Genomic DNA, 20,585 nt, shown 5'->3' with positions numbered 1-20,585 from the left:
CTCGCGGGTATAGACCTTTCTTTCGTTCATGGAACCTCCAAGTTGGCGAAATCATATCGCCCTTAAGAGGTGTCCGGAATTATTAGGCCAGTTCAAATAGGCGCCTGGCTTCTTCATCTGAAAGGCTCAGTGCACCGTGTCATCGTTCATCGCGGGCAAGCCCGGCTCGCACAGGGATTCGCGTGCAGGCATCCGATTGCGCTGGTTTTCGGCGAGCGCTGCCGGGCGAATTCGAGGCGTTCGTGGCCTTCCTGGGTGAGCAGGTAGTCTGTTTCAGCCGCGCCAAAACTATAAAAGGGCGTGTAGCGGCGCAGCAATAGCGCCACGATGGACAGGTTTTGTAGGGGGTTTACCGGGCGTTTCAGATTCGGCCTACGGGTTTTCTGAGGGTTTTTCAGCTCAAACCCTTAGAAGTCAAATTTCCTACGGGTTTGTCAGGCATTGCGCGGCAAACCGCTGTATGGTGCGCGCCAGAATCTGTAGGGCGTTTCCAAACGTCCGACCACCACTTAAAGGGAATTAAGTATGCAATGGCTACGTATGGCCTCGATTTTGTTGTTGTGGGCCGGTGTTGTGCGTTTGGCGGGCGCCGCTGATGCGGGTGGCTCGATGGTGCTGGCGAACATGGACCGCACGGGTTGGCCGGACGCGCTCACCAGCCAGGCCGAAGTCGACACGGCGTCCCGTGCCGAGGTGCTGATGGTTGGCAAGGCGCTGCTGGCCAGCGAAGCACTGGACGAACAGAGTCTGAAACAACGACTGGGCGTGCAGGATGTGAAGCTCAAGTCGGTCAGGCAAGTGCGCGACGGGTTGTGGGATCGCTTGCTGACCACCTACCGCAACGCCAGCCAGAACTGTGATGACCTACCCTTTTGCCCGCGTGTGCGCAGCATCGCTGATTTGCGTCAGTTGGCGGCGGCGTTCACTGGCGAAATCAGTCCGGCCTATGCGGCGTGGGCGAGCAAGAGCCGGGTGTTTCATGAGCAGGCGTTGAACGAACAGCTCCGGGTGGCGGTGTTGGTGCCCTGAGTTTGCTCTGATCGTTCCAGCGCTCCTGCGTTGGAACGCCTCGGCAACGATCATTGCGCCAGCCTGGCAATCCCCCCGAGCCATCCGCTGTATCATCCCGTATCGTTTTGGTCCCCGACCTTTTCTCGACTCGCTGCGTTTGCCGGCTAGGCTTTGGGCTTCGCAGCGGTCAACGGAGTGACAGCTTATGCACAACACCCTGGAACAGGTTTTCGGTTATCCACAGTTTCGGCCCGGCCAGGAAGCAGCGGTCAGCGCGGTGTTGGCCGGGCGCTCGGCGGCGGCGATTTTCCCCACCGGTTCGGGCAAATCCCTTTGCTACCAATTGCCGGCGTTGCTGTTGCCGCACCTGACGCTGGTGGTCTCGCCGTTGCTGGCGCTGATGCAGGATCAACTGGCGTTCCTGCAACGCCACGGCATTTCGGCGGGCAGCATCGATTCGGCCCAGAGTCGTGACGACGCCAGTGACGTGATGGCCCGGGCCAAGTCTGGCGAATTGAAAATCTTGATGATTTCCGTGGAGCGCCTGAAGAACGAGCGCTTCCGCAATTTCTTGCAGCAAGTACCGATCTCGCTGCTGGTGGTGGACGAAGCGCACTGCATTTCCGAGTGGGGCCACAACTTCCGTCCCGATTACCTCAAGCTCCCCGACTACCAGCGCCAGTTCAATATCCCGCAGGCGCTGCTGCTGACCGCCACCGCCACGCCGAAAGTCATCGCCGACATGGAGGCCAAATTCGCCATTGCTCCAGAAGACGTCGTGACCACCGGTTTTTACCGGCCGAACCTTAATTTGCTGGTCGAGCCGGTGCGTGGTCAGGACAAGCGTCGGCGTCTGGTCGAATGGATGAGCGAGCGTCCCGGTCAGCCCTCCATCGTTTACGTCACGCTGCAAAAAACCGCCGAGCACATTGCCGAACACCTGAGCCGCAACGGCATTCAAGCCGAGGCTTACCACGCCGGTTTGCCCCACGAACAGCGCGAAGCGATCCAGAAGCGGTTCATGGGCGGGCAGTCCAATTGCATCGTCGCCACCATCGCCTTCGGCATGGGCATCGACAAGAGCGACATCCGCAACGTGGTGCATTTCGACCTGCCCAAATCCATCGAAAACTACAGTCAGGAAATCGGTCGCGCCGGGCGTGACGGGCAGCCGTCGGACTGCCTGGTATTGGCCAACCGCGACAGCCTCAACGTGCTGGAAAATTTCGTTTACGGTGACACGCCGGAACTGGACGGCATCCGTTGCGTGCTCGACGAAATGCTCGCCGCCGCACCGGAGGGCCAGTGGGAGTTTCTGTTGGGGCCGCTGGCGGATCAGAGCAACATTCGCCAATTGCCGCTCAAGACCTTGCTGGTGCAACTGGAACTGCGCGGCATCATCGCGCCGCGTTACGCCTATTACGCCGAATACCGCTTCAAGTATTTGCAGGAGCCGGAGGTTTTGCTTGAGCGCTTCGAGGGCGAACGCCGGGATTTCGTCGCGGCGATCATCCAGACCTCCAGCCGCGCGCGGACCTGGGCCACGGTGAACTTCGAAGCCTTGTACGGGCAGCATCAGGCCGAGCGCAATCGGGTGGTCAAGGCGCTGGATTATTTCCAGGAGAAGGGCTGGGTCGAACTGGAAAGCAAGCAGATGACCGAGGTCTACAGCCTGCTGCAAACGAATGTCGACAGTCAGGCGTTGAGCGAAGAACTGCACGCCTACTTCACCCGGCATGAACAAACCGAGATCGCGCGGATCCACGCGATGCTCGATCTGTTCGCCACCGACCACTGCCTGGGTTATCGCCTGGCCGAATACTTCGGCGACGACAATGCGCCGCGTCAGTGCGGGCATTGTTCGGTGTGTCACGGCCAGGTTGCGCGGTTGCCGACGCCCCCGGAATTACCGGCGCTGGAGGACAAAAATTTTGAAGCGTTGTGCGGCGATTTTATCCACAGACATGAGCAGCACACCGGGAGTGTGCCGTCGGCGGAGCGGGTAACGCGGTTTCTGTGCGGGATCAGCGTGCCGCTGTTTACCAAGCTCAAGGCCCGCTCTATTCCGGGGTCTGGGGCGCTTGAGGATTATCCGTATGCCGAGGTGCGGGAGTGGGCGCAAATGCATCTATCAGGCTGACTATCAACTTCCTGTGGGAGCGGGCTTGCTCGCGAAGGCGTAGGGTCAGCCAGTAGGGTTTTGGCTCCATGACCGCTTTCGCGAGCAAGCCCGCTCCCACAGATGACTGGCTGTGATCGTGACGGCTCATCCAGCCGCTGAATGTTGTTCATCACAGGAATAAATTTCAAAAATGCCTAGCGGCTGACTATGGTGAGGGCTGTCCAGGAATCGTCAACGAGAGAACAACCATGAGCCAGACGCCGTTCACTATTCAGCGCGCCGCCGTGATCGGCGCGGGCACCATGGGCCGTGGCATTGTCATGTGCCTGGCCAATGCCGGGGTGCCGGTGCAGTGGGTCGATAACAATCCCCATATGCTTGAACAGGCGCTGGCCGCCGTGGCCGACACCTATGCGCACAACGTTCGCCAGGGCCGAATCGATCAGGTCGAAGCCGATGCGCGCATTGCGCGGGTGACTGCTGCGGCAGATTACGCAGCTATCCGTGAGGTCGATCTGGTCATCGAAGCGGTGTACGAAAACCTTGAGTTGAAGCAGCAAATCTTCCGCGAACTGGACGGCTTGCTGAAAGCCGAAGCGATTCTGGCCAGTAATACCTCGGCGCTGGACATTGATGCGATTGCCGCCGTCACGGGGCGTGCGCAGCAAGTGCTGGGACTGCACTTCTTCAGCCCGGCGCACATCATGAAGCTGCTGGAAGTCGTCCGTGGCGCCCGGACCGCGCCGGCGGTGCTCGATGCGGCGCTGGCGCTGGGCAAGCGCATGGGCAAGGTCAGTGTGGTGGCGGGTAACTGCGACGGTTTCATCGGCAACCGCATGCTCAATACCTATGCGCTCGAGGCGCGCAAGATGCTGCTTGAGGGCGCGTATCCCTATCAGGTGGATGCAGCGCTGCAAGGTTTCGGTTTTGCCATGGGGCCGTTTCGCATGTACGACGTGGTCGGTGTCGACCTGGGTTGGCGGGCCCGGGAGCTGGCGGGCAAGGGGCAGGACGCGCCGCAGGTTCAGGTGGATAACCGTCTGTGTGAACTGGGGCGTTTTGGCCAAAAGAGCGGCAACGGTTATTACCACTACGAGCCGGGCAGCCGTCAGGCTGAGCACGATCTGGAAGTCGATGCGCTGGTGTTGCAAGTCAGCGAAGGGCTGGGCTTCCAGCGTCGCGAGATAAGCCCTGAGGAGATTCTCGAGCGTTGCCTGCTGGCGCTGGTCAACGAAGGCGCGAAGATCCTTCAGGAAGGCATTGCGGCGTCGGCGCACGATATCGATCTGGTGTACCTCAACGGTTACGGCTTCCCGGCGGACAAGGGCGGGCCGATGGCCTGGGCCGATCAGCAGGGCCTGGCGGATATTCATCAGCGCTTGATGGCGCTGCAAACCCGGCAGGGCGATCACTGGACACCGGCGCATTTGATTGGCGAACTGGCAGCGGTGGGTAAAGGGTTTGCGGATCGGTAGACTTCATCCACATCAAGACGAGAGCTGCGCATGAATCAACGCACCGACTACCGCCACTTCCAGCCCGTCACCACGCGCTGGCACGACAACGACGCCTACGGTCACGTCAACAACGTCACTTATTACAGCTTCTTCGACACGGCGGTGAACACCTACCTGATCGAGGTCGGTGGCCTGGATATCCATGACGGCGAGGTGGTGGGTTTCGTCGTGAGTTCGTCTTGCGATTACTTTGCCTCCATTGCCTTCCCGGACCGGATCGACGTTGGTTTGCGGGTGGGCAAACTGGGCAACAGCTCGGTGCAATACGAATTGGCGGTGTTCAAGGCGGGCGAAGAAGAAGCCTGCGCAGCCGGACGTTTCGTGCATGTGTTTGTGGATCGCGCGTCGAATCAACCGGTGGCGATTCCTGCCGGTTTGCGCGATGCCCTGGAACGGTTGGTGGTTTGACGGGCAAAAAAAATCGCAGCCCTGGGCTGCGATTTTTGCTCTGCCGGTCAGCGAGGCTGTTCGAGCCTCAACGATGACGGGAGTACTTGTGATGCTTGCGGTGCCCGTAGTGGCGGCCGCGATCACGATGGTCGTCACGGTAGTAACGACGGTTGTCATGGCTGCGACGATCATCGTCATCGCTCTTGTTGCCCATGTAGTTACCCAGCGCGCCACCGGCGCCACCGCCTGCCGCGGAGCCGATCAGGCTGCCGGTGGTGCCGCCCATGCTGCGACCGACCACGTTACCGCCGGCTGCGCCCAGCGCACCACCGATGGCGGCTTCGCCACGGCTGCGTTTGTCTGCGCCGACGGCGCTACCACCCGCGCCACCCAGGGCCGCGCCAATGGTTGAACCTGTATTGCCGCCTAACGACTGACCGACGACCGAGCCCAAAACCCCGCCCAATGCGCCGCCCACGCCTGCTTCGGTGGTGCCGCCTGCTGACGCGAAACCACTGACCAGGCCAAGGGACAGCAAGAGAATCGAGGAGAACTTCATAGAGGAACCTCAAGGGGATGACGGCGCGATCCTGAGGCTGTGGTTAACGGCTTACAATCGAAATCCGACGAGTAACACGACTTGTACACAATTCTATAAGTTGCTGTTTTTTCGATGGAACTTAAGTATTTTTCGCCGGTCTTTAGCTACTTCGGACAGGCCGTTTCTTTGCAGGAATGGCCTTTTTTGTGGGCGATTGGAAAGAGATTGATTGGCGAGAGTCGTTGAATGTTCCACCGCTTTCGCGAGCAAGCCCGCTCCCACATTGGATCTCTGGTGCACAAATGTTGTGCCCACTGAAGATCCAATGTGGGAGCGGGCTTGCTCGCGAAGGCGATCCGACGAAGAGGCCGGCGATGCTTACGCAGATTTGGCCAGAATCAACCCGGTCTCACTCGCCGCTTCCAGCCGGATCGCCACGAACTTCGACGTCGGCGTATGGCTGCCATCCCCGGTGCTCTCCAGCGGCACCAACGGATTCACCTCCGGGTAATACGCTGCCGCTTGCCCCGCCGGGATATCAAACGCCAGCAGCGTAAAGCCTTTAACGCGACGTTCACGGCCGTCATCCCAGATCGACACGATGTCGGCTTTCTGCCCCGGTTTGAAACCCAGGCGAATAATGTCGGCCTCGTTGACGAACAACACATCGCGCTGCCCCTTCACCCCGCGATAACGGTCATCAAGCCCGTAAATCGTGGTGTTGTACTGATCGTGGGAACGCAGCGATTGCATGATCAGATCCGGCAACACGCCAGTGGCGCGCGCGCGTTCATGCACCAGGTCTTTGGGCAGTACGTTCGGCCGGAAATTGGCCCGGCCCGACGGCGTGTTCCACTTGCGTGCACCGGCGCTGTTGCCGAGGTAAAAACCGCCTGGATGCTTCACCCTTTCGTTGAAGTCGCGGAAACCCGCAATGGTGTCGGCGATCAGGTCGCGGATGCGGTCGTAATCGGCCACCAGCCAGTTCCAGTCCACCGGTTTGCTGCCCAGGGTCGCGGCGGCGATACCGGCGATGATCGCGGGCTCCGAACGCATCTGGGTCGACAGCGCCTGCAACTGGCCGTTGGAGGCGTGGACCATGCTGAACGAATCTTCCACCGTCACCGCTTGCGGGCCTTCGGTCTGGATGTCGATGTCGGTACGGCCCAGGCACGGCAGGATCAGCGCGTCTTTACCGTGGGCCAAATGGCTGCGGTTGAGCTTGGTGCTGATTTGCACGGTCAGGTCGCAATTGCTCAGGGCCTGGAAGGTGCGCGGGCTGTCCGGCGTGGCTTGGGCGAAGTTGCCGCCCAGGCCGATGAAGACTTTGGCGCGCCCGTCGGCCATGGCGTGAATCGCTTCGACCACGTTGTGGCCATTTTCGCGTGGCACCTTGAACTGGAAGCGACGCTCCAGGGAATCGAGGAATGCCACGGGTGGGCGTTCGTTGATGCCCATCGTGCGGTCGCCCTGCACGTTACTGTGGCCGCGCACCGGGCACAGGCCGGCGCCCGGCCGGCCGATGTTGCCGCGCAGCAGCATCAGGTTGGCAATTTCCTGGATGGTCGCTACCGAGTGACGGTGCTGGGTGATGCCCATCGCCCAGCACATGATTACGTTCTTGCCCTTGGCGTACATGCGCGCCGCTTTCTCGATGTCCACCAGGGTCAGGCCGGATTGCTCGACGATTTGCTCCCACGGGGTGTCGTCGACGATGCCCAGGTATTCCAGCACGTTGGCACTGTGTTCATTGAGGAAGTCGTGGTCGAACACCGCCGGCTCACCCGCCTTTTGTGCATCGCGCTCCCATTGCAGCAGGTATTTGGCCATGCCGCGCATGATCGCCATGTCGCCGCCCAAGGCCGGACGGAAGTACGCGGTGTTGGTCGGCTTGTCGCCGTTGGTGAGCATTTCGATCGGGTGTTGCGGATGCTGGAAGCGTTCCAGGCCACGCTCTTTGAGCGGGTTGATACAGACCACCTGTGCGCCGCGATTCACCGCTTCACGCAACGGTTCGAGCATCCGTGGGTGGTTGGTGCCGGGGTTCTGGCCCCAGACAAAAATCGCGTCGGCGTGTTCGAAGTCGTCGAAGGTCACCGTGCCTTTGCCGACGCCGACACTTTGCGCCAACGCCACGCCGCTGGCCTCGTGGCACATGTTCGAGCAATCGGGAAAGTTGTTGGTGCCGTAGGCGCGCACGAACAGTTGATACAGGTACGCCGCTTCGTTGCTGGCGCGGCCCGAGGTGTAGAACTCGGCCTGATTCGGGCTCGACAGGCCCTGCAAATGTTTGGCGATCAAGGCGAACGCTGCGTCCCAGCTGATCGGCTTGTAGCGATCAGTTGCGGCGTCGTAGCTCAACGGCTCGGTCAGGCGGCCCTGGTACTCGAGCCAATAGTCACTTTGCTCCAGCAACGAACTGACACTGTGCCTGGCGAAAAATGCGCCATCGACACGCCGTTTGGTCGCTTCCCAGTTCACTGCTTTGGCGCCGTTCTCGCAGAACGCCACCATGCCGGCTTCCTTGGAATCGCCCCAGGCGCAACCCGGACAGTCGAAGCCGCCGTTCTTGTTGGTCTTGAGCATCATGCGCAGGTTTTTCAGCGCGTTGTCACTGGTCAACCAGGCCCGGGCGACACTGGCCAGGGCACCCCAACCACCGGCCGGGCCTTTGTAGGGCTTGTAACGCGGAACGGGCTTCTGGTCGGCTTGATTGTGTTGACTCACGCTTGGTTCTCCATCGCAGGGCTGTAGACCCGCGGCGCACTTTTTTGCGGCAGGTGGATGAGGTTGAGGTTGTGACGACGGGCCCATTGCACGGCAAGGCCGGTGGGCGACGACAGGCTGACGAGGGTTTGAATCCCCGCGCGTAGCACTTTCTGGATCAATTCGAGGCTGCAACGGCTGGTGACGATTGCCAGGCCGCCGGTGGTCGGGATGCTCTGGCGAATCAGCCCGCCAATCAGCTTGTCGAGCGCGTTATGCCGGCCGATGTCTTCACGACCCAGCAGCAATTCGCCCTGAGCGTTCATGAACACCGCCGCATGCACCGCGCCGCAATGCTGGCCCAGCGGCTGAAACGCGCCGATGCGCTGGCGCAAGCCATCGAGCCATTCGGCTGGAGGCAACGGCGCGCCGGGCAACACCTTGAGATCAGGCAATGCCTGCTCGAGCGCTTCCACGCCGCAGAGCCCGCAACCGCTGGTGCCGGCCAATTGCCGACGCTGTTGCTTGAGGTTCCAGAAGGCGCGGTTGGCGATGGTCACTTGCGCGTATTGCGCCGACCCTTCACCGGTCAATTGCAGGTCATAGATGTCGGACGCGTCTTCGATGATGCCGCTGCCGAGGCTGAAGCCGACGATGAAATCTTCAAGGTCGGTCGGCGTGACCAGCATCACCGCTTGGCTGATGCCGTTGTAGGCAATCGCCAACGCGACTTCCTCGGCGAGCGCGGTGCTGGCCGATTCGTTGTATTGAAGGTCGCTGTAGCTATAGGTCTGGCTGGCGGAGGGCGCGGGCGTTTCGAGTGCGGGCGCCGCGCTTGCAGGGCGCTTGGCGTTCATGGCATCACCGACGGTTTGATCAGGTTCAAGCGTAGGCGCGTCAACTTGTCGCGTCTAATCGCTATTGCTGATCTACCGATAGATGACGTCGATCAAGAGTCCGTCAGCGATTGCTGATAGATCGCAAAACAGGCTTCCGCCAGGGCCGAGCGCGGGGCGCTGCGACGCATGATCAGGCCCAGCCGGGCGAGGGTCTGGGCGTTTTCGATGGGTTGCAGGCGCAAGTGATCGGTCAGGTTGGCCAGACCACCGTCCAGCGGCATCACCGCGCAGCACAGCCCGCCGTGCACCGCTTGTAACAATTGATAGACCGCATCGGTTTGCAGCAGCGGTTGAGGCGTCAAGCCGCGACTGTGGAAGTTGTGATCAATGGATTGCCGGAAATGCATGCCGCTGGTGAGCATGCCCAGCGGCAGCTCGATCAGCGATTCCCAGGTCAGCGGCGTGTCGCCGAAATCGAAAAAGCGCTGGTCGTACAGCAGGCCCATGCGGGTTTCGCTGAACGCCAGGGAATCGAAGCGCTCGCCGTCCAGGCGCTCCAGATACGAAACACCTAGATCGAGACGGTTGTTCGCTAGTTGTTCGAGGATCTGCTCGGAGCTCAGTGCCGACAGTTCGAAGCGCAGGTTCGGGTGCTCGGCGTGCAAACGTTGCATCAACGGCAGCGGATCGAAGCTCGACAGCGGCACCACGCCCAGGCGCAATGTCCCGACCAGGTTGCCGCGACAGGCAGCGGCTTCAGCCTGCAAGCCGTCGTAGGCCGCCAACACCGTGCGCGCCCATGCCAGCACGCGCTCGCCCGGCGCGGTGAAGCCTTCGAAGCGCTGGCCGCGATTGACCAGCGGCAATTCCAGCTCTTCTTCGAGGCTGCGCAGGCGCATCGACAGCGTCGGCTGAGTGATGTGGCAGCGCGCGGCGGCCTGGCCGAAGTGTCGGGTTTCGTCGAGGGCGATGAGGAATTTGAGCTGCTTGATGTCCATCTTCGCTCCAGAGCGCGGTGAGGCTCGGATTCTAGCGTCTGGGTTGATCTGCGTCATTGGTCGGGTGGGGGCCTGGGGTTACAAGCTTGGTCTAGGCTTTTACGTCTGGAACCCTAAACCCAAGGAGAGTGCACCATGAGTCTTTTGAGCTTTGTGAAAGAAGCGGGCGAGAAACTGCTCGATCTGCTGACCCCCGGCAACGCCAATGCCAGCGAACAGTTGAAAGAACACATCAGCAAGGTCGGCCTCGGTTACCCGAATGTGCAGGCCACGGTGGACGGCGACAAAGTGACCGTGACCGGGGAAGTCGGCAGTCAGGAAGAGAAGGAAAAAATCCTGCTGGCGGTGGGCAATATTGCCGGTGTCGGTAGTGTCGACGATCAAATCACCGTGACCGATGCGGCGACGCTGGTGGCGGCCAAGTTTGTCGTGGTCGAGAAGGGCGACACCCTCAGCGCGATTTCTCTGCGTGTGTATGGCAATGCCAACCAGTACAACAAAATCTTCGAAGCCAACAAACCGATGCTCAAGGATGTGGACAAGATCTATCCGGGGCAGTCGTTGCGGATTCCTGAGTAAGGCTTCACGACCGAGTGATGGCCTTCGCGAGCAAGCCCGCTCCCACAGGTTTTGTGTGGGAGCGGGCTTGCCCGCGAAGGGCGCGACTCGGTCTACAGCCCTTCGATCAATTCCCGATAATCCCCCACCGCCGCAAACTCCGCCGTGTCCTTCGGCCCTTTGCGACTGTCCGGTTCACGCACCGCCAGCAAATGCGCCACGCCAAAGCTGCGCGCACTGCGCAGGATCGGCAACGTATCGTCGATGAACAGACTGCGCGCCGGGTCGAAACCGATGTCTGCCTGCAACGCTTCCCAGAATTGCGGATTTTCCTTGGGGAAACCGTAATCGTGCGAGCTGATCAAGCGCTCGAAGTACGGCGCCAGCTCAATCCGTTCCAGCTTCAATGACAGCGAATCGCGGTGCGCATTGGTGATCATCACCACGCGCTTGCCGGCCTGTTTGATCGCGGCCAGGAACGTGTCGGCATCCGGCCGCAGCGCAATCAGGTGCGCGGTTTCAAGTTTCAGTTCGCGCACTGGCAGTTTCAGTTCGGTGCTCCAGAAATCCAGGCAATACCACTGCAATTGGCCGGCATTGCGTTCGAACAGTGGCTGCAATTCCATCTCGGCCATGGCCCGGCTCACCCCGTGCAAGTCGGCGTAGCGCTGGGGCAGGTGCTCCATCCAGAAATGGTTGTCGTAGTGCAGGTCCAGCAGCGTGCCGTCCATGTCCAGCAGAACGGTGTCGATGTCGCGCCAGGGCAGCAGGGCCATAAAAAACGTCTCCAGCGGTAAAAAAGATATCCGGGATCAACAATCAGGATAGGCCGGGTATAGTAACCCGCTATCGCCAAGGAGCCCTTTATGCGCCAGAAACCCACCGTACTCGCCCGCGAGATCGTCGCCACCAGCCGTTTGTTCTGCGTCGAAGAGCTGAAACTGCGCTTTTCCAATGGCGTGGAGCGCACTTACGAGCGCCTGGTCGGGAAAGGCGCCGGGTATGGCGCGGTGATGATTGTGGCCATGCTCGATGCCGATCACGCGGTGTTGGTCGAGGAATACTGCGGCGGCACCGACGAATATGAGTTGTCCTTGCCCAAGGGGTTGATCGAGCCCGGCGAAGATGTGCTGGCGGCGGCCGAGCGGGAACTCAAGGAAGAGGCCGGTTATGGCGCGCGGCAATTGGAGCACCTGACCGAGCTGTCGTTGTCGCCCGGTTACATGAGCCAGAAAATCCAGGTGGTGCTCGCCACCGACCTCTACGAAGAACGCCTTGAGGGCGATGAGCCAGAGCCGATGGGCGTGGACAAGATCAATCTGCGTGAGCTGTCGGCCTTGGCGCAAAATCCGCGATTCACTGAGGGCCGTGCCTTGGCGGCGCTGTATCTGGCCCGGGATCTGCTGACTCAGCGTGGGGTGTTTCTGCCGTGAATAATTTCCCGCATCCGCTGATGGCGCCGGTGATTGAGTTGGCGTTGAAGGCTGGCGAAGCGATTCTGCCCTTTTGGCGCGCCGGCACCGCCGTGACGGCCAAGGCTGACGATTCGCCAGTGACGGCGGCCGACCTGGCCGCTCACCATCTGATTCTGGCCGGGCTGACCGCGCTGGACCCGAGCATTCCCGTGTTGTCGGAAGAGGACGCCAACATTCCCCAGGGCGTGCGCGCCGGTTGGCAGCGTTGGTGGTTGGTCGATCCGCTGGACGGGACCAAGGAATTCATCTCCGGCAGCGAAGAGTTCACCGTCAACATCGCGCTGATCGAGCGGGGGCGGGTGGTGTTTGGCGTGGTGTCGATGCCGACCAACGGACGCTTTTATGTCGGCGGTGCCGGGTTGGGTGCGTGGCGCGGCGACCGGGGTGCAACGCCGTTGCCGATTCAGGTTCGTCAGGCACCGGCCTCGGGCGAGGCGTTTACCGTGGTCGCCAGTCGTCGGCATTCAAGCCCTGAGCAGGAGCGTTTGCTGGCCGGGTTGAGTGCCAGCCTGGGTGAGCTGCAACTGGCCAATATCGGCAGCTCGCTGAAATTTTGTCTGCTGGCGGAAGGGGCCGCCGATTGTTATCCACGGCTGGCGCCGACGTCGCAGTGGGACACGGCGGCCGCTCAAGGCGTGCTGGAAGGAGCGGGCGGTGAGGTGCTGGATTTGCAGGGGCAACCCTTCGTCTACCCGGCGCGTGAGTCGCTGTTGAATGAGTTTTTTCTGGCGCTGCCGGCGAATGCGGCGTGGCGCGAAAAACTGCTGGCGCTCGCACGCGGATAAATCTTTACGCAAAACCCCTGTGGGAGCGGGCTTGCTCGCGAAAGCGGTTCATCAGTCGACCTTGATGTTGATGTTGAAGTTGACGGCCTCTTCGCGAGCAAGCCCGCTCCCACAGGTTTTGTACTAGCCCCGGTTTAGCGATGCAGGACGTACTGCCCGGTAAATGTCACCGCATCTTCATCGCTGTCGGCGTTCACAATCCGTGAATGCAACGCCAGCCGCGCCCGTCCGTGGCGTTTATACATCGCCAGAAACTTGTTCCACACCGCCGCACTCGGCGCCTGGCAAATCGCGGTCGCGTCCGTGGTGACCGGCAGCGGATAGCTGATCTGCCCTTCGTGAATCACGATGTGCCCGTCTTCAATCCCTTCTTCACGCAAACGCAAATGCAGCCAGCCCCAGCCTGCCAGCACCGCGCCGCAATACAGGCTGCCGCCGAACATGGTGCTTTTGTGATTGACGTTGGCTTCCAGCGGCAAGTACAGGCGCAGTTGCTGGTCGTGCCAGTCGAGCACTTTGACGCCCATGGCCTGCGTCAGGGGAATGTCGTGGTGCAGCACTGATTCCAGGTGTCGACAGTCGCGATTCATTCGCTGCCCTCTTGTTTGAAGATGATGACGGGACGGTCGCTCAATCGAGTTCGTCGGTGGGGTTGCTGCTGCCGCCGTCGGCGAAGTTCAGCCCGTGTTTGCGCAACTTGTCATGCAGGGTCTTGCGGGGAATGCCCAGCGCTTCGGCGAGGCTGCGCACCGAGCTGTGCGGGCGCGCCAGTTCAGCGGCAATCAAGCTCTTCTCGAAGTTTTCCACTTGCTCGCTCAAGCCGCCGCTGACGACTTCCACGGTCATGCCGGTAGCGCCTTCTGGCGTGTTGTTATCCAGCGCCAGCTCCAGGCCCAAGGCAAAGCGTTCGGCGGCGTTTTGCAATTCGCGCACGTTACCCGGCCAGGTGTGGCGCAGCAGCAACGCCCGTTGTCCCGGTTGCAGTTCGTGGGGCGGCAAGCCATGGCGGGCGCTGGCTTCGTCGGCGAAATGCTGAAACAGCATCAACGCATCTTCGCCGCGTTCGCGCAGCGGCGGAATGCGCAGCGGCGCGACGTTCAGGCGGTAATACAAGTCGGCGCGGAAACGGCCCTGATCGGCGGACTGGCGCAGGTCTTCCTTGGTCGCGGCGATGATGCGGATGTCCAGCGGGATCAACTGATTGCCGCCCAGACGCTCGACCACGCGCTCTTGCAGCAAGCGCAGCAATTTCACTTGCACGTCCAGGCTCATGCTTTCGATTTCATCCAGAAACAACGTGCCGCCATTGGCGAATTCGAACTTGCCGATACGCCGTTTCTGCGCTCCGGTGAACGCGCCCGGCTCGTGCCCGAACAGCTCGCTTTCCACCACCGATTCGGCCAGCGCGCCGGCGTTGATCGCCACGAACGGGCCGCTGCGCCGACTCGACAAATCGTGCAGCGCCCGGGCCACGACTTCCTTGCCGGCCCCGGTTTCGCCGAGGATCAGCACGTCCGCCTTGGTCGCCGCCAGCGCGCCGATCTGCTCGCGCAGGCGCAGCATCGGCGCCGACTGGCCGACCAGGCGCGTGCTCAGTTCATTGCGGTCGCTCAGGGCCAGGCGCAGGCTGCGGTTGTCCAGCACCAGGCGGCGCAACGCCAATGCGCGGCGCACGCTGTCGAGCAGCGCGTCGCTGGCGAAGGGTTTTTCGAGGAAGTCATAGGCCCCGGCGCGCATCGCTTGCACCGCCAGCGGCACGTCGCCGTGACCGGTGATCAGCAGCACTGGCAGTTCCGGGTCCTGGGCGTGGAGTTCGGTCAGCAGCTCAAGACCGTCCATGCCGGGCATGCGAATGTCGCTGACCACCACGCCCGGCCAGTCACGCTCCAGTTGCGCGGCCAGGCCTTTGGCTTCGGCCAATGGCAGGATTTTCAGCCCGGCGAGGTCCAGGGTCTGGCTCAAGGCTTGACGCAGATGCGGATCGTCGTCGATCAGCACGACCTGGATGCGGTTGTCGATGGTCATGCGCTTCGGTCCTCGGACGGTTGCAGGCTCACGCCCGGTGCGCCGGCGCGCAGTTTCAGGGTAATCAGGGCACCGCCCTCCTTGTGGTTGGCGAACGACAGCTCACCGCCGAAAGCGCGCATCAGGGTTTCGCAAATGGCCAGCCCCAGGCCCAGCCCCTGCGTGCGGGTCTTGGTGGTGTAAAACGGCTCGCTGGCGCGACCGAGCGCTTCCATGCAAAAGCCGGGGCCGTTGTCGCGAATGTACAGATTGACGCCGTCAGCGGTGGATTGAGCACTCAGCCAAAGCTTGCGTGGCGGGCCCTTTTCGGTCAGTGCATCGAGGGCGTTGGCGAGCAAGTTGCCGAGCACTTGGCGCAGGCGGGTTTCACCGGCCTCGACCCACAAGGCCGCCGCGGGCAAATCACGGATCAGCTCGACTTCCATGCTGCGCCGCCGCTTGGCCAGCAAGGCCAGCGCATCGTCCAGCGCCGGTTGCAGCGCGACGCTTTCCGGCGCATGGCGATCACGTCGGGCGAAGGCACGCAGGTGAGCGATGATCGAGGCCATGCGCCCGGTCAGTTCGCTGATCAATTTGAGGTTGCCGCGGGCATCGTCGGTGCGTTGATGATCGAGCAGCACTTCGGCGTTTTCGGCGTAGCTGCGAATCGCCGCCAGCGGCTGATTGAGTTCGTGGCTGATGCTCGCCGACATGGTCCCCAGCGCCGACAGTTTGCCGGCCTGCACCAAGTCATCCTGGGCGCGCACCAGTTCCTGCTGGGCGTGTTCGCGCTCCAGCACTTCCTGCTTGAGGCGCCGGTTGAGGCCTTCGAGGTCGCTGGTCCGCTCGGCGACCCGGCCTTCCAGTTCGCGTCGGGCCTTGGCTTCGAAGGCGATGCGTTCGAGGTAATGGCGCCGGCGCTGCATCATCAAACCCAGCAGCAGCATCACCACCAATAGCGTCGCCCCGCCGATGGCGACCACGGTTCGAACCGGGCGATCAATCAAGGTGCGCGGGGCGAGGATGCTGACGTTCCAGCCGGTTTCGGCCATCTGTTGGGTTTGGGTCAGCCAGGCGTTGGGGTTGAGCTTCAGCGGCTTGGGTTCGCGGGTCGGGTACGGCTGGATCGCGGTGATCGCCTGGCGTTCGGCTTCGCTCAAGGGCCGGGTCGAACGAAAGCGCCATTCGGGCCGCGAGGTCAGGATGACCACGCCGTTATGGTCGGTCAGCAGCAGTTGTTCCGGGGTTTTGCCCCAAAGACTTTCGGTGTGGTCCAGGTCGACCTTGACCACCAGCACGCCGATGACTTTTTCCCCGTCGCGCACCGCCGCAGCGAAGAAATAACCGCGTTTGGCCGACGTCGTGCCCAAGCCGAAAAATCGCCCCAGTCGCCCGGCCATGGCTTCGCTGAAATATGGCCGGAAGGAAAAATTGCGCCCCACAAAGCTGTCGTGCTTGTCCCAGTTCGACGCGGCGAGGGTCTTGCCGGAGGTGTCCATCAGGTACATGACTTCGGCGCCGGTCTGGGCGCTGATGTTCTTCAACAGGCGATTGGCATTGCCTTGGGTGACGCCATCGTCCGGCGCGCCGAGCACCGCGCGCAGGGCCGGCAGGTCGCCGAGGATTTGCGGCAGGACTTCATAACGGTGCAGCGTGCCCAGCAAGTTGGCGACGTAAAGGTCGAGCGTCTGCCGGTTTTGCCCGGCCAGCTCGCTGCGGTAATAGCGCTCGGCCAGATGCTCCAGCGGCCACAGCAACGGCGCCAGGCACAGCGCAAGCAATGCGAGGCTGCGCCAGCGGGGTCTGCGAGGGAGGGTCGAAGTCATGAGCATCGGGCGCCTGTGGGGATGGGCGCATTATGCCCAGGCTCAGGAGAAGACGTCAGCGTCCTTGAGGAAGGCGGCGGCCTGATCCTTGCCAGATAGCTTCGGCGCTTCGTCGAGCTGCCAGTCGATGGCGAGGTCCGGGTCATCCCAGCGGATGGAACGTTCTGCCGACGGCGTGTAGTAGTCGGTGGTTTTGTACAGGAATTCGGCGAAATCACTCAGCACCACAAAACCGTGGGCGAAACCTTCCGGAACCCAGAGTTGACGATGATTCTCGGCGGACAAGCGCACCGCGACCCATTGGCCGAAATGCGGCGAGCTGCGGCGAATGTCCACGGCGACGTCGAGCACTTCGCCAGCGGTCACGCGAACCAGTTTGCCCTGAGTGTTTTCCAGTTGGTAATGCAGGCCGCGCAGCACGCCTTTTTGCGAACGTGAGTGATTGTCTTGAACAAAATGCGCGGCCACCCCCGTCGCGTCTTCGAACGCCTTGGCGTTGAAACTCTCGTAAAAGAAGCCACGCTCATCACCGAATACCTTGGGTTCGATGATCAGAACACCGGGCAGGTCAGTGGTGATCACATTCATGGTGCTTCTCCGTCTATAGCTGTCAATGGTCGGCATTCTTGCGCAAAGTGCCGCCCAGCGCGAGGGGCTGCGCTTTCAGGGGGTTGATTATCGACCGGTGCAGTGGCGATATAAGCGCCTAATAAAATTTCAGGGGTTGTTGTATGCCACTCGCCACGTTGATTCACCGCGCCAGTTTGCCCAGCCCGCACGTGTCTGCGGCGCAGGCGTCAGCGCTGCTGGCAGAGCATTACGGGTTGAGCGGCACGTTGCAGGCGCTGGGCAGTCAGCAGGATCTCAACTTTCGGGTCGACAGCGCGCAAGGGCGTTTCGTCTTGAAAATCTGCCGTGGCGACTATTCGGCCGTCGAGCTGCAAGCCCAGCACGCGGGATTGAAACAGTTGGCTGAACACTCGGATGTGCACGTACCGCGCGTGATGCCGGCCAAAAACGGCGCCGACCTGCTGTCGCTGGAAGTCGGCGGGCAGCCGGTGCATATGCGCTTGCTCGATTACATCGATGGCCAGTCGCTCACGCACCTTGAGCATCTGCCGGGGGCGGTGGTTGCCGGTTTCGGTCGGCTTTGCGGGGAAATGGACCTGGCACTGGCCGCGTTCGACCATCCGGGCCTTGAGCGCACGTTGCAGTGGGATGCGCGCCACGCCAACGCGTTGATCGGCCATTTGCTGCCGGTGATCAAGGATGACGCGCAACGGCGGCTGATCGCCGATGCGGCGGAACGGGCCGAGCGCCATTTGCAGCCACTGGTGGATCGGCTGCCGGTGCAGGCGATTCACATGGACATCACCGATGACAACGTGGTCTGGCAGCGCGACGCGCACCGTCAGTGGCAGTTGCAGGGGGTGATCGATTTCGGCGACTTGATCCGCACCTGGCGCATCACCGATCTGTCGGTGACGTGCGCGGCGTTGCTGCACCACGCCGATGGCGATCCTTTCTATATCTTGCCGGCGGTTCAGGCGTATCACGCGGTCAACCCGCTGACCCACGAAGAGCTGCAAGCGCTGTGGCCGCTGATCGTTGCGCGCGCGGCGGTGCTGGTGCTCAGCGGCGAGCAGCAGGTCAGCATCGACCCGGGCAATCACTACAGCCGCGACAACCTCAGCCATGAGTGGGAAATTTTCCGCGTCGCCACGTCAGTGCCTTTGGAACTGATGGAAGCGGCGATTCTGACCTCGGTGGGCCAGACGCTGCCGGCCATCGTCAGCGACGGTTTCGCGCCGTTGTTGCCAAGCCTGGTGGGGCGTGAGTTTGCCTTGATCGATCTCGGCGTCCTCAGCCCTCACTTCGACGCCGGTAATTGGGAGCAGGCAGGCATCGATCAGCAACTGTTGACGCAAGCGGCGGCGGCCCATGGGTTGGCGGCCAGTCGGTATGGGCAATATCGGTTATCCCGCACTCGGCCGGACGTGGCGGCCGAGCCCGACACGTGCCCGTTGCACGTCGAGTTGCGAGTGCCCGATGGCACCGCCGTCGAATCGCCGTTTGCCGGCGTGGTCCATCAGCCGGCGGCGGGTGTGTTGCAACTGGACGGGCCGCAACTGAGCGTGCGGCTGTGGGGCGTGACGCCGTCGCTGCACCCCGGCGCGGCGCTGGTTAAAGGCCAGGTGCTGGGCTCTGTCAGCGGGCCCTTGATCGTGCAGTTGTGCCGGGGCGCTCAATTATCGGCGCCGTTGTTTTGCACGCCTGCGCAAGCGCCGGCCTGGCAAGCGCTGTGCCCATCGCCGGCATCATTGCTGGGACTGGCCTGCGACGCTGAAGCCGAGCTTGACTCGCAAACGTTGCTGGCGCGCCGCGACGCCAGTTTCGCCCGTACCCAAAAACACTATTACGTTGACCCGCCACGCATCGAACGCGGCTGGCGCAATCATTTGATCGACATGCAGGGCCGTTCCTACCTCGACATGCTCAACAACGTCGCGGTGCTCGGCCACGGTCACCCGCGCATGGCGGCGGTCGCCAGCCGCCAGTGGTCGTTGCTCAACACCAACTCGCGATTCAACTATGCGGCGGTGGCCGAATTTTCCGAGCGATTGCTGAAGTTGTCGCCGGACTCCATGGACCGCGTATTTCTGGTCAACAGCGGCAGCGAGGCCAACGACCTGGCGATTCGGCTGGCGTGGGCCTACAGCGGCGGTCGCGACATGCTCAGCGTGTTGGAGGCGTATCACGGCTGGACCGTGGGCGCGGACGCCGTCTCGACCTCGATCGCCGACAACCCCAAAGCCTTGAGCAGCCGTCCGGATTGGGTGCACCCGGTGATTGCGCCGAACACCTATCGCGGCGAATTCCGTGGCCAGGACAGTGCGCCGGATTACGTGCGCAGCGTCGAACACAACCTGGCGAAAATCGCCGCGCAGAATCGGAAATTGGCCGGGTTCATTTGCGAACCGGTGTACGGCAATGCCGGCGGGATTTCGTTACCGCCGGGGTATTTGCAGCAGGTCTACGCTCAGGTGCGCGCGCAGGGCGGCGTGTGCATCGCCGACGAAGTGCAGGTCGGTTACGGGCGCATGGGCCATTTCTTCTGGGGTTTTGAAGAGCAGGGCGTGGTGCCGGACATCATCACCATGGCCAAAGGCATGGGCAACGGTCAGCCGCTGGGCGCGGTCATCACTCGCCGGGAAATCGCCGAAGCGCTGGAGGCTGAGGGCTATTTCTTCTCGTCGGCGGGCGGCAGTCCGGTCAGTTGCCAGATCGGCATGGCCGTACTGGATGTGATGGAAGAAGAAAAACTCTGGGAAAACGCTCAGGTCGTGGGCGGGTATTTCAAGGAGCGGCTGGAAGCGCTGATCGACCTTCATCCGCTGGTGGGCGCGGTGCACGGCTCCGGGTTCTATCTGGGCGTCGAGCTGGTTCGTGACCGTGAAACCCTGGAACCGGCGACTGAAGAAACCACGGCGTTGTGCGATCGCTTGCGCGAGTTGGGGATTTTCATGCAGCCGACCGGGGATTTTCTGAACGTGCTCAAGATCAAGCCGCCGATGGTCACCTCGCGCCAGAGCGTGGATTTCTTCGTCGATATGCTCTCAAAGGTGCTCGCCGAAGATCTCTAAACACCTCTCCCCTGTGGGAGCGGGCTTGCTCGCGAAAGCGGTGGTTCATCCAACATCGATGTCGACTGACCCGACGCTTTCGCGAGCAAGCCCGCTTGTGTCTTGGGCAGGGGATAAACTTTGGGGTGAGAGGGGTGGATGGCAAGCTGTGAGTCCGCGGTGCTTGAAG

General features: G+C 61.8%; 17 protein-coding genes. 8 read left to right on the top strand and 9 right to left on the bottom strand.

The genetic code is table 11. From position 1 onward, the window contains the following. Window positions 1-525 precede the first annotated feature (525 nt). The 4 genes from ACQKP4_RS24735 to ACQKP4_RS24720 all read left to right on the top strand — a co-directional run bounded on the left by ACQKP4_RS24735 (window position 526) and on the right by ACQKP4_RS24720 (window position 5,058). The gene (locus tag ACQKP4_RS24735) at window positions 526-1,029 is read left to right on the top strand and encodes a polysaccharide deacetylase (protein ID WP_427636444.1); all 504 of its coding nucleotides are present in this window, start codon (window positions 526-528) and stop codon (window positions 1,027-1,029) included. Window positions 1,030-1,216: 187 nt separating this feature from the next. Next, the gene (locus tag ACQKP4_RS24730; RefSeq protein ID WP_427636443.1) at window positions 1,217-3,151 is read left to right on the top strand and encodes a RecQ family ATP-dependent DNA helicase; all 1,935 of its coding nucleotides are present in this window, start codon (window positions 1,217-1,219) and stop codon (window positions 3,149-3,151) included. 230 nt (window positions 3,152-3,381) lie between these two features. After that, window positions 3,382-4,608: a 3-hydroxyacyl-CoA dehydrogenase NAD-binding domain-containing protein gene (locus ACQKP4_RS24725; protein ID WP_427636441.1), complete on the top strand. Its 1,227-nt coding sequence runs from the start codon at window positions 3,382-3,384 to the stop codon at window positions 4,606-4,608. Between the two features lie 30 nt (window positions 4,609-4,638). Beyond that, window positions 4,639-5,058, top strand: a complete 420-nt coding sequence (locus ACQKP4_RS24720) for an acyl-CoA thioesterase (protein ID WP_427636439.1) — start codon at window positions 4,639-4,641, stop codon at window positions 5,056-5,058. A gap of 67 nt (window positions 5,059-5,125) precedes the next feature. Here the strand turns inward: ACQKP4_RS24720 and ACQKP4_RS24715 are convergent, their stop codons facing one another. The 4 genes from ACQKP4_RS24715 to ACQKP4_RS24700 all read right to left on the bottom strand — a co-directional run bounded on the left by ACQKP4_RS24715 (window position 5,126) and on the right by ACQKP4_RS24700 (window position 10,124). After that, on the bottom strand, window positions 5,126-5,599 hold the full coding sequence (locus ACQKP4_RS24715) for a glycine zipper domain-containing protein (RefSeq protein WP_427636438.1): 474 nt from the start codon (window positions 5,597-5,599) through the stop codon (window positions 5,126-5,128). Between the two features lie 360 nt (window positions 5,600-5,959). Beyond that, window positions 5,960-8,308 carry an FdhF/YdeP family oxidoreductase gene (locus tag ACQKP4_RS24710; RefSeq protein WP_427636436.1) on the bottom strand — a complete coding sequence of 783 codons (2,349 nt, stop codon included), beginning with the start codon at window positions 8,306-8,308 and terminating at the stop codon, window positions 5,960-5,962. Further along, window positions 8,305-9,144: a formate dehydrogenase accessory sulfurtransferase FdhD gene (gene fdhD, locus ACQKP4_RS24705; RefSeq protein ID WP_427636434.1), complete on the bottom strand. Its 840-nt coding sequence runs from the start codon at window positions 9,142-9,144 to the stop codon at window positions 8,305-8,307. Before fdhD ends, ACQKP4_RS24710 begins: the two co-directional genes overlap by 4 nt. A 92-nt stretch (window positions 9,145-9,236) precedes the next feature. Beyond that, window positions 9,237-10,124 carry a LysR family transcriptional regulator gene (locus tag ACQKP4_RS24700; protein WP_427636432.1) on the bottom strand — a complete coding sequence of 296 codons (888 nt, stop codon included), beginning with the start codon at window positions 10,122-10,124 and terminating at the stop codon, window positions 9,237-9,239. A 135-nt stretch (window positions 10,125-10,259) separates the two neighbouring features. On the opposite strand from ACQKP4_RS24700, the gene lysM reads away from it, so the two are divergent. Next, the gene (gene lysM / locus ACQKP4_RS24695; protein ID WP_427636430.1) at window positions 10,260-10,703 is read left to right on the top strand and encodes a peptidoglycan-binding protein LysM; all 444 of its coding nucleotides are present in this window, start codon (window positions 10,260-10,262) and stop codon (window positions 10,701-10,703) included. 92 nt (window positions 10,704-10,795) lie between these two features. On the opposite strand, the gene yrfG is transcribed toward lysM, so the two are convergent. Further along, window positions 10,796-11,458 (bottom strand): GMP/IMP nucleotidase, encoded by a 663-nt coding sequence (yrfG, locus tag ACQKP4_RS24690; protein ID WP_427636428.1) that lies wholly within the window; start codon window positions 11,456-11,458, stop codon window positions 10,796-10,798. Between the two features lie 90 nt (window positions 11,459-11,548). Here yrfG and nudE point away from each other — a divergent pair, with 90 nt between their 5' ends. Both nudE and cysQ read left to right on the top strand, forming a co-directional pair. Next, window positions 11,549-12,115, top strand: coding sequence for an ADP compounds hydrolase NudE (gene nudE, locus ACQKP4_RS24685; RefSeq protein WP_427636426.1), 567 nt, complete (start codon window positions 11,549-11,551; stop codon window positions 12,113-12,115). Window positions 12,116-12,135: 20 nt separating this feature from the next. Continuing rightward, window positions 12,136-12,942: a 3'(2'),5'-bisphosphate nucleotidase CysQ gene (cysQ, locus tag ACQKP4_RS24680; RefSeq protein ID WP_427636446.1), complete on the top strand. Its 807-nt coding sequence runs from the start codon at window positions 12,136-12,138 to the stop codon at window positions 12,940-12,942. A 134-nt stretch (window positions 12,943-13,076) separates the two neighbouring features. Here cysQ and ACQKP4_RS24675 read toward each other — a convergent pair whose 3' ends face one another. The 4 genes from ACQKP4_RS24675 to rfbC are packed head-to-tail and all read right to left on the bottom strand — an operon-like array spanning window position 13,077 to window position 17,360. Next, window positions 13,077-13,532 carry a thioesterase domain-containing protein gene (locus tag ACQKP4_RS24675; protein WP_427636424.1) on the bottom strand — a complete coding sequence of 152 codons (456 nt, stop codon included), beginning with the start codon at window positions 13,530-13,532 and terminating at the stop codon, window positions 13,077-13,079. A 40-nt stretch (window positions 13,533-13,572) separates the two neighbouring features. Then, a complete protein-coding gene (locus tag ACQKP4_RS24670) occupies window positions 13,573-14,967 on the bottom strand; it encodes a sigma-54-dependent transcriptional regulator (RefSeq protein ID WP_427636422.1) in 1,395 nt (464 codons plus the stop codon). Then, window positions 14,964-16,772: a sensor histidine kinase gene (locus ACQKP4_RS24665; RefSeq protein WP_427636420.1), complete on the bottom strand. Its 1,809-nt coding sequence runs from the start codon at window positions 16,770-16,772 to the stop codon at window positions 14,964-14,966. Before ACQKP4_RS24665 ends, ACQKP4_RS24670 begins: the two co-directional genes overlap by 4 nt. A 42-nt stretch (window positions 16,773-16,814) precedes the next feature. Then, a complete protein-coding gene (rfbC, locus tag ACQKP4_RS24660) occupies window positions 16,815-17,360 on the bottom strand; it encodes a dTDP-4-dehydrorhamnose 3,5-epimerase (RefSeq protein ID WP_427636418.1) in 546 nt (181 codons plus the stop codon). A gap of 143 nt (window positions 17,361-17,503) precedes the next feature. On the opposite strand from rfbC, the gene ACQKP4_RS24655 reads away from it, so the two are divergent. Beyond that, window positions 17,504-20,416, top strand: coding sequence for an aminotransferase (locus tag ACQKP4_RS24655; RefSeq protein WP_427636416.1), 2,913 nt, complete (start codon window positions 17,504-17,506; stop codon window positions 20,414-20,416). Window positions 20,417-20,585: the final 169 nt, after the last annotated feature.

Origin of the sequence: Pseudomonas sp. NPDC086278 (genome assembly GCF_050280905.1) — a bacterium.
In the GTDB taxonomy this organism is placed as follows: Bacteria; Pseudomonadota; Gammaproteobacteria; order Pseudomonadales; family Pseudomonadaceae; genus Aquipseudomonas.
This window is presented reverse-complemented; position numbering and strand designations above follow the sequence as displayed.